The sequence below is a fragment of the Bacillus sp. FSL K6-0923 genome, assembly GCF_038630825.1.
Classification (GTDB): domain Bacteria; phylum Bacillota; class Bacilli; order Bacillales; family Bacillaceae; genus Bacillus; species Bacillus pumilus.
The window spans coordinates 2,230,607-2,243,981 of sequence record NZ_CP152044.1; the positions used below are offsets into that span (position 1 = coordinate 2,230,607).

Below are 13,375 nucleotides of genomic sequence, written 5' to 3' on the forward strand. Positions count from 1 at the left end.
ACAGTTATGAATCGCCGAGTACATCCTGCTTTTACCATTATTTTCGCTTTAGGTGTTTTGGGATTTGTGTATTTACTCACAACGAATCCAGGCAGACTTTTTACAATGCTGCTATCAGTTGTGATCATTGGAGCGGTTATGTTTTTCCTATTTAGATGGCTGATGAATCGAAGAACTGGAACAGAGGGCAATCTTTATCGTAAAGCAGTCAAACAATCTAAACGTCGCTACCAGCAGCCTAAACCAAAAACGAAAAGCCAGATGAAAAATCGGGTCACTCATTTGCGAAGCGTGCCGACTGACCACAAGTCTAAGCCCGTCCTTCTCAAAAAGAAAAGCCAAACACAGTTAACTGTGATTGAAGGCAAGAAAAACAAAAAGAAGAATCGCGCTTTGTTTTAAAATGTCCAGCTTTTTAAAAATTGCTCGGCCTTCTGTCTGCCTAGATCGACGAGCGCCTTTTTCTTTTCTGTCATCAGCTGAAAATCAGTGGCAATGACGTGTTCTACAGGAATAAAAATCACATGACGTTCGTGTTTTGTGGCAATGTGTCTTTCGTCATGAGCACCACGCATCGTTTCAAAAAGAGCGCCAAACAGTTCAAACGCATTGCGGATGGAGTGTTGAGGGCGTTCTTTTTCGTTTGGGGTTAATGTGACACCGACGAACGGTCTTTTTTTCTCTTCGGCAAACAACCAAATTGGAAAATTACTAAGCACGCCTCCATCCACAATGGTACAAATGCCTTTTGATGACTTTAGTTTGACAGGCTCGAAAAAATACGGCAGACTGCAGCTCATCCGGATTGCCCTTGCAACAGAAAAACGCTCTGGATTTAAGCCGTATGAAGGAAGGTCGTCTGGCAGCACGAGAATTTTTCCATTTGTTAAATCAGAGGCAACAATTTTCAGCGAATCTTTTTTAAGATCCCCAAATACGGTGACCCCCTTTCGTTTCAACACATCTGTCAGCCATTTTTCCAGCCGGTCGCCTTTGTAAAGACCAAGACGCCAATAAATAGACACCCATCTAAGCATTTTAAACGGGATGAATTGACATCTCCTATCAAGCAACTGATGTTCATCCATTTCATCTAAAAGCCCCCGAATCTCCTGACTTGTAAAGCCTGCCGCGATGAGTGAAGCAATGATCGCTCCAGCACTTGTACCAGCAAGGCGGACAAATTGATATCCTCTCGCTTCAAGCGCTTCATAGGCACCCGCAAGTGCTGCCCCTTTAATGCCTCCACCTGAGAACACACCATCTATCTTCATCGAGGAGCCCCCTTTGATATCACGCTATTAATAGTGTAAGAGCATATGCTTTCAATTAGAACTTTAATCAAAAAGGACACCCATGCTGAGGGTGTCCTTTTTCTTAAGATTCTTGATTTGTTTGTTCGTTCTTCTTTTGAATCGCTTTCAGCTGAACAGATCGCTCGTCGTTTTCTTCAAAGAATTGAACGAGATCGCCGATACGGTCAATGCTGTTCCAGCTGAGATGATGTTCAATGCCTTCTACATCATCATAAATTTTCTCTTCATCTACACCAATGATTCTTAAAAATTGCTCTAGCAGTTCATGTCTGTATACGAGACGTTTTCCAATTTTTTTGCCTTTCGGGGTTAAAATTAGACCACGATACTTCTCATAAATGAGGTATTCATCTTTATCTAGCTTCTGAACCATTTTTGTTACAGAGGAGGGATGGACAGCGAGTGCTTCTGCAATATCAGAGACTCTGGCATATCCTTTTTCTTCTATCAGCATATATATTTGTTCAATGTAATCTTCCATACTAGGTGTAGTCATAAAACCCCTCCATAATGCACCTTTACTTAATAATCATAACAATTCTACACCATCGCCCATTAAAAAACAAGGAGTGTCCACTGTCTTTAACGCTTGTAATTCCACTCGTCTGATGCATATTTCGTTTTGGCAAGGTGGTGGACAAATGCTAACTCTTCATCTGTCAGCTCATAAGGCACAAGCTCAATATTTAATCCTTTTTCAAATCCTCGTTTAAACGCCACACGCGCATCATCTATTGTACAGGTTCGGTCTGAGATTTCATTGATGGCGACCGCTTTGTTTTTAAAGCTTCTCTGCATCCGCTCTCTCACCCGGTCGTTTGGATAAAGAAATAAATCGAACAATTTGTCCTCATCAAGGTCAATTAAGATGGAGCCGTGCTGGAGGATCACTCCTTTTTGTCTCGTTTGAGCACTGCCTGCTACCTTTCTGCCTTCTACGACAAGCTCGTACCAGGAAGGGGCATCAAAGCATACAGACGATCTTGGATTTTTTAAGCTTTCTTTTTCTTTATCTGTTCGAGGAATGGCAAAATACGCATCGAGTCCCAGTTCTTTAAAGCCCTCTAAAATGCCTTCTGAAATGACGCGGTATGCCTCTGTCACCGTCGCCGGCATTTCTGGGTGTTCCTCTGACACAATCACGCTGTAGGTCAGCTCCTGATCATGAAGAACCCCCCGCCCTCCAGTTGGTCTGCGGACAAACCCAAGGCCATAACGCTCGACTGCTTCCATGTTGATTTCTTTTTCAACATGCTGAAAATACCCAACAGACAATGTCGCCGGATTCCATCCATAAAAACGGATCACAGGCGGGATGAGCTTCTCACTATGCCAATAAAGCAAGGCTTCATCCATTGCCATGTTAAAGGCAGGGTCTTGATTTCCTGTATCAATGAAACACCATTTCTCTTTTTGCATATAAAAATCCCTTCTCTTTTACGTAGTCAAAGTTAGATGATGGTCACAGCCACCGATATTCTCTCTTCATCAGTCTATCAAATAGGGAACGAATTGAAAATAATTCTAACCATTTATGATGACAAGTTTCTTTTGCTTTACTATAATAGTATTTGTCTAAAACGTACCATCAGACAGGCCACTGTGCTGATGCTCAAGAAGGAGTCGAGTTGTATTGTCAATGTTCAACTATATCGTCCTCTCACTTTGTGGACTTTTCGTTCTTTATTCTGTCGGCAGCTACATTTATCAGCAGCGTATTATGAAAACGCTGACGGAAGCAGAATTTATTAAAGGTTACCGCAAAGCTCAACTCATTGATGTGAGAGAGCCAAATGAGTTTGATGGCGGACATATTTTAGGGGCAAGAAACATCCCCCTTTCCCAGCTAAAACAGCGCAAAAATGAAATTCGTCCTGACAAGCCTGTTTATCTCTATTGCCAAAACAATTTGAGAAGCGGAAAAGCAGCGCAAACTTTACGTAAAAACGGTTGTCGTGAGATTTATAATTTAAAAGGCGGCTTTAAAAAATGGGGCGGCCGCATCAAAACAAAGAACTAACAAAAAAGACTCTGGGAGCATGATCCCCCTGAGTCTTTTTTCTTTATCTTTCAAAAACGAGAACTGGATTTCGCGCGGCCTTTGTTTCGTCCATTCGTTTGACGACCGTTGTATGCGGCGCTTCCTGTACCACTTCTGGATTTTCTTCTGCTTCTTTGGCAATCTGAATCATTGCTTCGATAAAGGCATCAAGAGTTTCTTTTGATTCTGTTTCAGTTGGTTCAATCATGATACATTCCTCTACATTGAGCGGAAAGTAGATCGTTGGCGGATGATAGCCAAAATCAAGTAATCGTTTGGCAATATCCAGTGTACGCACACCTAATTTTTTCTGACGTTTACCTGAAAGGACAAATTCATGCTTACAGTGACGGTCAAATGGCAAATCGAAATGAGTACTTAAACGGCGCATCATATAGTTCGCATTTAACACAGCATTATCAGTTACAGCCTTTAAGCCGTCTGGACCCATAGAGCGAATATACGCATACGCTCTGACATTAATGCCGAAGTTGCCATAGAACGGCTTCACGCGACCAATTGATTCTGGTCGATCATCATCGAAGTAAAAGCGGCCTTCTTTCTTCACAAGCACCGGCTTTGGCAAGTAAGGAATCAAATCCTTTTTGACGCCTACAGGACCTGAACCAGGGCCTCCGCCTCCATGTGGACCTGTAAAGGTTTTATGAAGATTTAAGTGAACAACGTCAAAGCCCATATCCCCCGGTCTTGCTCTGCTCAAAACGGCATTCAAGTTGGCTCCGTCATAATAAAGCTTGCCGCCAGCTCCGTGAACGATTTCAGCCATTTCTAAAATATTTTCTTCGAATAGGCCAAGTGTATTTGGATTCGTCAGCATTAAAGCCGCAGTTTCTTCATTGACAACACGGCGCAGGTCCTCTAAATCAACAAGTCCATTCTCATCAGATGCGACGGTAATGGTTTCAAATCCGGCCACTGTCGCAGATGCAGGGTTCGTTCCATGAGCAGAATCCGGTACAATGACTTTTGTTCGCTTATGGTCTCCTCTTGCTTCATGGTACGCACGGATCATCATGAGTCCTGTCCATTCCCCGTGTGCTCCTGCCGCAGGCTGTAATGTCACAGCGTCCATCCCCGTAATTTCTTCAAGATGATCACCTAGGTCATACAGTAATTCTAATGCTCCCTGCACAGTGTCCGCCTCCTGTAGTGGATGGACTTGCGCGAAGCCTGCAAAGCGTGCAACCTTTTCATTAATCTTTGGATTATATTTCATCGTACAAGAGCCAAGAGGATAAAATCCGGAATCGACCCCGTGATTACGTCTTGATAATGCTGTATAATGACGCATAATATCAAGTTCAGATACTTCAGGAAGCTCCGCATCCTCATGACGGATGTACGCCTCATCAAATAAGGACGGGATCTCCTGTTCAGGTACATCTAAATCAGGCAGGCTATAACCAATTCTTCCTTCTTTGGATAATTCAAAAATAAGTGGCTGATCTTGTTTATTCATGGCGATCCCCCAATTCCTTGATAAACGTATCAATTTCTTCTTTCGTTCTTAGCTCTGTCACGGCGACGAGCATGTGATGTTGAAGCTCGGGGTAGTCCCTCCCTAAGTCATAGCCGCCGATGATTCCTTTTTCAAGCAATCGTTTATTGGCTTCTTTCACAGGTTCTTGTAATTTGATGACAAATTCATTGAAATGGGCTCCTTCTACATCGGCAAGCAGTCCATGTGCTTCTGCCTGCGTCTTGGCATAGTGGGCTTTTTGCACGTTTTGATAGGCGATGTCTTTGATGCCTGTTTTTCCGAGCGCTGTCATGGCAACGGAAGCAGCTAATGCATTTAAAGCCTGATTCGAACAAATATTAGACGTCGCTTTATCTCTCCGAATATGCTGCTCACGCGCTTGAAGGGTTAGTACAAACCCACGAACACCATTTTCGTCTTCTGTCTGTCCGACTAAACGGCCTGGCACTTTTCGCATCAACTTTTTCGTCACAGCAAAATATCCGCAATGTGGCCCGCCAAACGCTGCTGGAATGCCAAACGGCTGTGCATCACCAACGACAATATCTGCTCCAAGTTTTCCTGGCGGTGTCAGTAACCCGAGTGCAAGTGGATTACTAGAAACAACGAACAGACTTTTTCCTTTATGCGCAATAGGTTCGATGTCTTTTAACGGTTCGACGACACCAAAAAAGTTTGGATATTGCACAAGAACTGCTGCTGTCTCGTCGCAGACAGCCTTTTCTAATGCTGCTAGGTCCGTCTGTCCTTTTTTCGCAGGCACTTCAACAACTTCGATGTGCTGTCCTTTGGCGTATGTTTTTAGCACGGCTCTTGATTCAGGGTGAACCGTTTCAGAAACAACCACTTTTTTCTTTTTTGTATGTCCAGCAGCTAGCATCGCCGCTTCAGCTAATGCCGTCCCGCCGTCATACATCGAGGAGTTAGCAAGATCCATACCCGTCAGCTCAGCAATCATTGTTTGAAATTCAAAAATGGCTTGTAGTTCACCTTGCGAAATCTCCGGCTGATAAGGTGTGTATGCTGTATAAAATTCAGAACGTGAGATGACATGATCCACAATGACAGGCTGATAATGATCATAGACTCCGGCACCAAGAAACGATGCATAGGAAATCGTATCTTTGTTCTTTGCAGCTAATCGGGATAATTCCCTTACAAGCTCTGTTTCAGATGCGGCTGCTTTAATGTTGTATGCTCCTTTAAATCTCACTTTTTCTGGGATATCTGAAAAAAGCTCATCGATCGACTGAACGCCGATGACATCCAGCATTTCTTTTTGATCTTGCTCGGTTTGCGGCAAATACCTGTGCTTCATCCTCTATTCCCCCTCGTTATTTGGCTCTTTTATAAAATGGTGTTGCGACGATTTTTGCTTTTAGACGTTTTTTGCGAACTTGTACTTCTATCTCTGTTCCAAGCTGCGCCTGAGAAGATTCGATTAAAGCAAGCCCGACATTTTTCTTTAATGTTGGGGATTGTGTGCCTGTGGTGACAACTCCAATCTGCTTTTCTCCTGAGAAGACTGGATAGTCTGTGCGCGGAATCCCTTTATCTATCATTTCAATGCCGACAAGCTTTCGCTTCGGCCCTTCTTCTTTTTGCTTCTTGAGCGCTTCTTTGCCAATAAAATTGGCTTCTTTATCTGTTTTGACCGCAAAGCCAATCCCGCCTTCTAATGGAGAGATCTCCTTTGTCAGCTCCTGGCCATAAAGCGGAAGTCTTGCTTCAAATCTCAAGGTGTCACGCGCACCGAGCCCGCACGGTATTAACCCTTTTGGCTCGCCTACTTTCAATAAAACCGACCAAATGTGGACCGCATCTTCTGACTTGCAGTAGATTTCAAAGCCGTCTTCCCCTGTGTAGCCCGTTCTTGAAACAAGCACCTCTTTTTGAGCAACCTCAGCTTTTGATAAAAATGTAAATGGCTTGAGCGATGTCACTTCTTCACCCGCTACAGCTTTCATGATGTCAGCGGCAAGAGGTCCTTGAAGTGCTAGCAAGGCGATTTGATCAGAGACATTTTGGATCAATACGTCGTTCGCCTCTTGATGCTGAAGCAGCCATTCCACATCTTTTTCGATATTCGATGCATTAATGACAAGCAAATAATCGTTCTTTTCTTTTTGATAGACGAGCAGATCATCCACTGTCCCGCCATCTTCATAGCACATGGCTGTATATAGTGCCTTGCCGTTTGTCAGCTTCGACACATCATTGGTTAATAACCTTTGTAAAAAAGGAAGGGCGTCTTGACCTTTGATTTCCACCTCACCCATGTGAGACACATCAAAAAGCCCTGCCTTTGTTCGAACAGCTTCGTGCTCTTCTTTAATGGAAGAAAATTGGACAGGTAATTCCCAGCCCCCGAAGTCAATGGTTTTTGCGCCAAACGTTTCATACGCATGAAAAAGCGGTGTTCGTTTCAACATCAATCGTTTCCCCCTTTTTTCTTTCAGTGCAGATCACAAGCTGAATTTTCAGAAAAAAATCACAGCAAAAAAGGACAGAGCGCTCCCTTTTATCAAAAAGAAGTCTCTGTCCTTGCACCTGAAAGTTTACAGCACAACATCATTGTGCGTTTTCCCCTTTGGTGGTTTGCTAAAAAACGATGAGCAAACACTCTCCAGAGTTGCGTCCGGTAAGAGTACTTTTGCCTGAGAGATTCACTGAAACAATTCAGCTTGCTCCTTCGGCGCCTGCCAGTGCTAAATAACCGCCAAGTCTCTCCTCATACCATCATCCGCTCATATTCTTCACATTTATTGGACATACTATCAAAATGGGTGACTTATTTTCTAGATCACTTACCAACATCCTACCATTAGAAACGGATGAAGAGCAACAGAAAAATCATTAACATTTTTTAAACAATCACTCATTATCGTTCGCTTTTATTCAAATATCTAGTCTTTTCAAGACCTCTTAAAAAATGAAGCGTTTAAATACAGAACAATTTTATCCTTAACCTACTAGAAAGGCAGGCGATCACATTGAAGATTCAAACGGTTTTTGATCAGGAATGGGCAAGTGAATTTCAGCAGCGGCTTTCAGCAGACGGACCATGGGCGAACTGGGAAATGTACCGTTTAGCGACGCAGGTCCAAAAAGTCACAGCCATTGATTCATTTGAAGGACTGCAAGCTCCTGCCCATCTGCCTGCATTCACCCCTTTAAAACATCAGCTTGAAGTTGCCAGAAGAGTCGTAGAAGAGATGAACGGAAAAGCCATTTTAGCAGATGAAGTGGGACTTGGAAAAACCGTAGAAGCAGGACTTATTATCAAAGAATACATGATTCGTGGACTTGCCAAAAAAATTCTCATACTCGTTCCCGCCTCTCTTGTATCTCAATGGGTACAGGAGCTGCGCACGAAATTTTATATTGATGCTGTCGAACAAAAAAAGAGCTACGTGTGGGAGCAGTGTGACGTCGTGGTTTCCTCCATTGATACAGCTAAAAGGCAGCCGCATCGAGATACCATTTTATCCATTGCCTACGATATGGTCATTATCGATGAAGCACACAAACTGAAAAACAATAAAACGAAAAACTATGAATTTGTGAGAAATCTAAATAAGAAATTCTGCTTGCTGCTGACAGCGACGCCTATCCAAAACCGTATCGGAGAAATATTTAATCTCGTTTCTCTTCTGAAGCCAGGTCACCTAGGGAATGAACATCAGTTTAAAGATGTCTTTGCCAAAAAGGATTTACAGCTAGAAGACCATGACCGTTTAAAACAGCTTGTGAATAAAGTGATGATTCGTAACCGAAGACAAGACACAGGCATCGAGTGGACAAAACGGCATGTCAAAACGATTTCCATTGATTTCTCTCCGACAGAACAAGCATTATATGATGAAATCTGCAAGCTGAAAGAGAACCCATCTTATACGAAACACATGTTTTCCATCATGACCTTGGAACGAGAATGCTGTTCAAGCCGTGAGGCGGTCTATATGACAATTAAAAAAATGCAGGAAGATGAAAAACATATCCTTGGATCCTCTGCTATAGCGCAAATTATGGAGAAAATCAACCAAGTGCAGCAAAACACAAAGGCGCTTGAAGTCGTCAAGCTTATTCAGCAGTTAAATGAAAAGGTCATTATTTTCACCGAATACCGCGCGACACAAATTTATTTACAATGGTTTCTTCAGCAAAATGGCATCAGCTCCGTTCCTTTTCGGGGCGGCTTTAAGCGGGGCAAAAAGGATTGGATGAAAGATTTATTTAGAGAACGGGCGCAAGTGTTAATTGCTACAGAAGCAGGCGGTGAAGGAATCAACCTTCAGTTTTGTAATCAGATCATCAACTACGATCTTCCGTGGAATCCGATGCGTCTAGAACAGCGGATTGGACGTATCCACCGCCTTGGACAAGAGCGGGATGTCCACATTTACAATATGGCAACTAACGGTACCGTCGAGGAACACATCTTAAAGCTTTTATATGAAAAAATTCAGTTGTTTGAAAACGTCATTGGCGATCTAGATGATATCTTAACGCGAATCGATATCAAAGATGCCGAAACAGAACTGCATCAGATTCTTTTTCATCATGAATCAGATGGAGACATGAAAAAGAAATTAACCCAGTTTGCTTCCTATTTAACAGAAGCAAAAACACCGCTTTTAGAAAAAAGACAGCAAGGCTCATAAAGGAGAGTTGATCAATGAAGCAGCGTGACATACATACCTTTCTTCTCCGTTTCTTTCAGGCAAATCAATGCGACATACTGGAAGAAAGCGCAGGACATATGACCGTACAACTGACCATCGATATGGATAAATTGATAATGAACCGCCCTTTTTATTGGCACTGGCTTGAAAAAACTGGTGGTGTTCCGGAGCCGCGGCAATTGACCCTCATCACCGATCAAAAAATAGTGGATGACACTATTGAAGGTGAATTTATCCACTTCGGCTCCCCTCGTTTATTTCAGATTTTTGAAGCCGTCAAACAGCAGGGCCGATTTATCCGTCTCTATGAACGAGTCACTCCACTCATGACCAACCAGATCGCACTCGAGCCTTGGCTTGGTCTCAATGTGAAAATTTCTTATCTCGCAGATCGAAAGAAGGATAAGCTTTTATCACTAGGACTTCATCTCATACGAGGAGAAGTCGTTGAACAATTTCAAGAAAAGCTAGAAACCCGTGAGCTGTCATCTCAAATTCCCGATTACTGCTTTACGATGAGTACAATGATCAAGCCAGAAAGCGGAATCAGACGGCTCTACAGTTTAATGGAGCATTACGCCCATGAGGAACCAGATGATTGGGCGGTAAGAGCTGTTCAAAAATGGAAAGAAGACACTGAACTTTTAAACCAATTTTATGAAGGGACTTCAGACACGTCTGTAGAATATGAAATAGAAAGACAAGCACTCAAAACTTTATACGAACCAAAAATCAGTCTTACGATTGAAAATGGCGGACTTTTTTACTTACAGCAAAAAAGAGGAGGTTGATCCATAGGTCCCCTCCCTTTCATGTGACGTACAATTTTCGATCAGCCAAAAGCAACGTTTGTCTGTTTGTATTGGGCGGAAAAATGACGCAAGCAAACTACGAGGTCTTACCACCTGTGTCTTTCCATTTCATGCGTTAAGTGCCTGAAATACATGATTCAGTATTTTAGGAGGGTATTTGTATGGAAAAGAAAACGAACATATTAGACAGTGAATGGGTTCAATTATTACTTGAAGCTCGTAAAGCAGGGCTAACAGTGGAAGAAGTCCGTCAATTCCTCAAATCAAGTGAAAAGTCCTCTGAGTCTCACCCTCTGGTAAGAAGTCATTCTATCAAACCTTTCTGAATGTGCTATAATATCGAAAGGAAGGTGATGACATTGATTGGCCAGCGTATTAAACAATACCGCAATGAAAAAGGCTACTCACTATCAGAACTGGCCGAAAAGGCTGGGGTAGCGAAGTCTTATTTAAGCTCAATAGAAAGAAACTTGCAAACAAACCCCTCCATTCAATTTCTTGAAAAAGTCTCCGCTGTTCTGGACGTCTCGGTTCATACACTGTTACACGAAAAAGATGAAACCGAATACGATGGTCAATTAGATAGTGAATGGGAAAAACTAGTTCGAGATGCAATGACATCAGGGGTTTCGAAAAAGCAATTTCGTGAATTTTTAGATTATCAAATCTGGAGAAAAAAGCAAGAAGAGGAGTAAAGCGCACATTTTAGCGCATACTCCTCCAATTGCTATGCAGAACTTGATATCAGTCTAAAGACTGGCTTTATTTTTTATCTTCGCTGTGTGCTTTTTCGTTTTCTTTCACGTAGCCTTTTTCATCCGTATGCTTTTTGGGATTGATCGTTAAACCATTCCACTGAGTCGCTTCGAAGGAAAGATCAATTTGAATCGCATCGCCTTGGTATTTATTTTGGATATAGTGACCAGCTTTATCCTTCGTCTGGTCATTGACAAATTCAATGATCATTTCCATTTTATCGTAATCAAACGGGTTCTTTGGTATGCCGTCATACTCTGGAGCCACTGTTCCATCAACAGTTGCTACATTAATCTTCCCGCTTTCATGTAAAAACTTCTCATCGACGGCATGACGAAGCTTTTCAAATGCGGTCTGATCCTGTTTTGCCGTTAGTTGATGCAAGTCAAGCAGGTTTGCAGCGTCTAAGATAATATTTTTCGGATAACCATTTCCACCTTCAGCTCCGACCGTCAGAACACTTACCTGAAACTGGCTAAGAAATTCTTCAGCTGTATTCTTACCGCCATTTTTTGCGGAAGCTCCGTCTTGAAACTGGCTGTAATCAAGACTCATCAGCACTTGATTGATCGCAAGCGATCCTTTATTTTCAAAATTAAATTCTTTTTTGATCCGATCACCAGGTTTTAAGTTTGAAAGGTTGATGGCGCCGGAGTTCTCTTTTGCAGATAAATCCAGCTCTCCTGTCGAGTAGACCGCGTTTGCCGTTTCAACATCGTTAAACGCCGCCCATGTCCCCCCACCGATTAATGCCAGGCCTAAAGCCCCTGATAATACACCTAAACGAATTGATCTTTTCTTTACCATGAATGAACCCCCTAATAAATTGTTTTATTGAAACCTAATTAGGTTACAAACGAAAATTTAAGCTTGTTCCTCTGACATATGTAAATCAGCTGTGCGTCTTCGGTGTTTTGCAGCGCCCACAAAATGAAGAGTTGAATAAACGAGCAGCATCACACCTGGTATAATGAGCAGCAACGCGGTTCCAGCCGAAGTCCCAGCATACGAAAGAAGCTTTCCTGCATAAGGAATGTTCACACCCGTATACTGCGCAGCTACCTGATCCGCTTTTACTAGCGTGCCGTCCCGATACATATTGTTGTCACCTTTCGTCTCAAAGGCTTTATTTGCTCCCTTTCCTTTCACCCCAACAATTCGGTGGGTCACATAAGACTGGTCCTGTTTTGTTTGAAACGTGATAATATCTCCTTTTTTAAGCGACTCCGGTGAAGTCACTTCTTTTACGACAATGAGTGAGCCAGTTGGAAATTCTGGTTCCATTGATCCAGATAATACTTGCTTGAATTGAAAACCGAAAATTTGAGGATCTCCTCCTGTAGTTCTTGATGACAATACGACAATAATGCATGCAATCATCACCGTGAATACCACCACATAAAGAATACTTCCAGACATCTTCATCCATTTTTTCATGACCTCTTCTCCCCTTCGCCTATCATTAAAAAAGACAGCTCTATTTAAGATACCTTTTCTTGACACTTTACGAGCTGCATATGTTTAGACCATATAAATGCTTTTTCAGACCCACCAAAACCTATAGGATAATAAATTTTAAACGCATAAATTCCATTCGTTTTTGCTTTATCTGTCGTGACAGTCACTGTTTCTTGTGAAAGAAGGGATTTTATAGAACCTTTTTCAAGAATATGACCATCTTGTAACGGCTTCTGCTCACTTTTCACTTTATGTAATTCCCATTTCCATTCAGAGTGTGCAATAGATTGTCCACTATTTTTTAATGTCATGCTCAAGCTTTGAGGCGCACAGACTGTTCCTTTGATCATTGTTTGATCGATGAGTTCCAAATGACTTCTATCCCATTTGGCAGGCTGACAATGCTGATCCGTCTGTTCAAAATTTTCGCATGTTTTCATGACAAAGTTTGAGTGCTCAACATCGTTAAAAGAAGCGTTCGTTGTTGAGATCAATAGAGACGTGAAAATCAAACAAATGGCACAAAAAAGTACAAAGAGCGACTGTTTCATTCATTCTCCAACTCCTTGAACGATTGTTCTTTAATAAGAACGATTACATACAGTATAAGGAAATACCTATAAAACCCAAAACGTCAAATTAGTCCATTTTGTTCTTAAACAAGAATGATTACGAGAAAATTCTTCCATTTTCTCATTCTTTCGCCGTATTCAATATTTTTTTGTGTGACATTTGTACTTCTTAAAAATTTACATAAAAGTGCAGCATTTGGTCAAAATAATAGCAGGTGAGGTGATGTGAAGTGA

The 13,375-nt window shown here is 42.1% G+C and carries 15 protein-coding genes and 1 riboswitch; of the genes, 6 read left to right on the forward strand and 9 right to left on the reverse strand.

Translation table 11 applies throughout. The annotated features are described in order from the left end of the window. Positions 1 to 6: 6 nt before the first annotated feature. A complete protein-coding gene (locus tag MHI16_RS11335; protein WP_003215754.1) occupies positions 7 to 402 on the forward strand; it encodes an SA1362 family protein in 396 nt (131 codons plus the stop codon). Here MHI16_RS11335 and MHI16_RS11340 read toward each other — a convergent pair. From MHI16_RS11340 to MHI16_RS11350, 3 genes are all read right to left on the reverse strand, one after another. Continuing rightward, positions 399 to 1,274 carry a patatin-like phospholipase family protein gene (locus tag MHI16_RS11340; RefSeq protein WP_058014695.1) on the reverse strand — a complete coding sequence of 292 codons (876 nt, stop codon included), beginning with the start codon at positions 1,272 to 1,274 and terminating at the stop codon, positions 399 to 401. The genes MHI16_RS11335 and MHI16_RS11340 overlap by 4 nt on opposite strands. Before the next feature lie 103 nt (positions 1,275 to 1,377). After that, on the reverse strand, positions 1,378 to 1,812 hold the full coding sequence (gene mntR, locus MHI16_RS11345) for a transcriptional regulator MntR (protein WP_003215946.1): 435 nt from the start codon (positions 1,810 to 1,812) through the stop codon (positions 1,378 to 1,380). Positions 1,813 to 1,898: 86 nt separating this feature from the next. Then, a complete protein-coding gene (locus MHI16_RS11350) occupies positions 1,899 to 2,735 on the reverse strand; it encodes a biotin/lipoate A/B protein ligase family protein (RefSeq protein WP_003216009.1) in 837 nt (278 codons plus the stop codon). Positions 2,736 to 2,955: 220 nt separating this feature from the next. On the opposite strand from MHI16_RS11350, the gene MHI16_RS11355 reads away from it, so the two are divergent. After that, positions 2,956 to 3,336 carry a rhodanese-like domain-containing protein gene (locus tag MHI16_RS11355; RefSeq protein ID WP_041816283.1) on the forward strand — a complete coding sequence of 127 codons (381 nt, stop codon included), beginning with the start codon at positions 2,956 to 2,958 and terminating at the stop codon, positions 3,334 to 3,336. Positions 3,337 to 3,379: 43 nt separating this feature from the next. Here the strand turns inward: MHI16_RS11355 and gcvPB are convergent, their stop codons facing one another. From gcvPB to gcvT, 3 genes are read right to left on the reverse strand one after another with little or no spacing between them, the layout of a single operon-like run. Continuing rightward, positions 3,380 to 4,837: an aminomethyl-transferring glycine dehydrogenase subunit GcvPB gene (gcvPB, locus tag MHI16_RS11360; RefSeq protein ID WP_058014693.1), complete on the reverse strand. Its 1,458-nt coding sequence runs from the start codon at positions 4,835 to 4,837 to the stop codon at positions 3,380 to 3,382. Then, positions 4,830 to 6,176: an aminomethyl-transferring glycine dehydrogenase subunit GcvPA gene (gcvPA, locus tag MHI16_RS11365; protein WP_061408544.1), complete on the reverse strand. Its 1,347-nt coding sequence runs from the start codon at positions 6,174 to 6,176 to the stop codon at positions 4,830 to 4,832. The genes gcvPB and gcvPA overlap by 8 nt, the downstream gene beginning before the upstream one ends. Before the next feature lie 16 nt (positions 6,177 to 6,192). Then, complete coding sequence (gene gcvT, locus MHI16_RS11370) at positions 6,193 to 7,290, reverse strand: glycine cleavage system aminomethyltransferase GcvT (RefSeq protein WP_144462734.1); 1,098 nt, start codon at positions 7,288 to 7,290, stop codon at positions 6,193 to 6,195. A 203-nt stretch (positions 7,291 to 7,493) separates the two neighbouring features. Continuing rightward, a riboswitch (glycine riboswitch) is annotated at positions 7,494 to 7,601 on the reverse strand. Positions 7,602 to 7,851: 250 nt separating this feature from the next. Here gcvT and MHI16_RS11375 point away from each other — a divergent pair. The 4 genes from MHI16_RS11375 to sinR all read left to right on the forward strand — a co-directional run bounded on the left by MHI16_RS11375 (position 7,852) and on the right by sinR (position 11,050). Continuing rightward, positions 7,852 to 9,522 (forward strand): SNF2-related protein, encoded by a 1,671-nt coding sequence (locus MHI16_RS11375; protein ID WP_061408550.1) that lies wholly within the window; start codon positions 7,852 to 7,854, stop codon positions 9,520 to 9,522. A 14-nt stretch (positions 9,523 to 9,536) separates the two neighbouring features. Further along, positions 9,537 to 10,334, forward strand: a complete 798-nt coding sequence (locus MHI16_RS11380; RefSeq protein WP_144462732.1) for a YqhG family protein — start codon at positions 9,537 to 9,539, stop codon at positions 10,332 to 10,334. 182 nt (positions 10,335 to 10,516) lie between these two features. Next, entirely contained in the window at positions 10,517 to 10,681 is a 165-nt protein-coding gene (locus MHI16_RS11385; protein ID WP_003217357.1) for an anti-repressor SinI family protein, read from the forward strand. Between the two features lie 33 nt (positions 10,682 to 10,714). Then, entirely contained in the window at positions 10,715 to 11,050 is a 336-nt protein-coding gene (gene sinR / locus MHI16_RS11390; RefSeq protein ID WP_012010555.1) for a transcriptional regulator SinR, read from the forward strand. A gap of 67 nt (positions 11,051 to 11,117) precedes the next feature. Here the strand turns inward: sinR and MHI16_RS11395 are convergent, their stop codons facing one another. The 3 genes from MHI16_RS11395 to tapA are packed head-to-tail and all read right to left on the reverse strand — an operon-like array spanning position 11,118 to position 13,120. Continuing rightward, positions 11,118 to 11,918 (reverse strand): TasA family protein, encoded by an 801-nt coding sequence (locus MHI16_RS11395; protein ID WP_058014688.1) that lies wholly within the window; start codon positions 11,916 to 11,918, stop codon positions 11,118 to 11,120. A 57-nt stretch (positions 11,919 to 11,975) separates the two neighbouring features. After that, positions 11,976 to 12,548 carry a signal peptidase I gene (locus MHI16_RS11400; RefSeq protein ID WP_058014687.1) on the reverse strand — a complete coding sequence of 191 codons (573 nt, stop codon included), beginning with the start codon at positions 12,546 to 12,548 and terminating at the stop codon, positions 11,976 to 11,978. A gap of 44 nt (positions 12,549 to 12,592) precedes the next feature. After that, complete coding sequence (gene tapA / locus MHI16_RS11405) at positions 12,593 to 13,120, reverse strand: amyloid fiber anchoring/assembly protein TapA (RefSeq protein WP_058014686.1); 528 nt, start codon at positions 13,118 to 13,120, stop codon at positions 12,593 to 12,595. Between the last annotated feature and the right edge of the window lie 255 nt (positions 13,121 to 13,375).

Excerpts from the sequence above, each read along its gene's own strand:
- MHI16_RS11400 (WP_058014687.1), bottom strand. The coding sequence starts at position 12,548 with ATGAAAAAATGGATGAAGATGTCTGGAAGTATTCTTTATGTGGTGGTA.
- MHI16_RS11395 (WP_058014688.1), bottom strand. The coding sequence starts at position 11,918 with ATGGTAAAGAAAAGATCAATTCGTTTAGGTGTATTATCAGGGGCTTTA.
- MHI16_RS11335 (WP_003215754.1), top strand. The coding sequence starts at position 7 with ATGAATCGCCGAGTACATCCTGCTTTTACCATTATTTTCGCTTTAGGT.
- gcvPB (WP_058014693.1), bottom strand. The coding sequence starts at position 4,837 with ATGAATAAACAAGATCAGCCACTTATTTTTGAATTATCCAAAGAAGGA.
- MHI16_RS11355 (WP_041816283.1), top strand. The coding sequence starts at position 2,956 with ATGTTCAACTATATCGTCCTCTCACTTTGTGGACTTTTCGTTCTTTAT.
- mntR (WP_003215946.1), bottom strand. The coding sequence starts at position 1,812 with ATGACTACACCTAGTATGGAAGATTACATTGAACAAATATATATGCTG.
- MHI16_RS11350 (WP_003216009.1), bottom strand. The coding sequence starts at position 2,735 with ATGCAAAAAGAGAAATGGTGTTTCATTGATACAGGAAATCAAGACCCT.
- gcvPA (WP_061408544.1), bottom strand. The coding sequence starts at position 6,176 with ATGAAGCACAGGTATTTGCCGCAAACCGAGCAAGATCAAAAAGAAATG.
- MHI16_RS11380 (WP_144462732.1), top strand. The coding sequence starts at position 9,537 with ATGAAGCAGCGTGACATACATACCTTTCTTCTCCGTTTCTTTCAGGCA.
- MHI16_RS11385 (WP_003217357.1), top strand. The coding sequence starts at position 10,517 with ATGGAAAAGAAAACGAACATATTAGACAGTGAATGGGTTCAATTATTA.
- tapA (WP_058014686.1), bottom strand. The coding sequence starts at position 13,120 with ATGAAACAGTCGCTCTTTGTACTTTTTTGTGCCATTTGTTTGATTTTC.
- MHI16_RS11340 (WP_058014695.1), bottom strand. The coding sequence starts at position 1,274 with ATGAAGATAGATGGTGTGTTCTCAGGTGGAGGCATTAAAGGGGCAGCA.
- gcvT (WP_144462734.1), bottom strand. The coding sequence starts at position 7,290 with ATGTTGAAACGAACACCGCTTTTTCATGCGTATGAAACGTTTGGCGCA.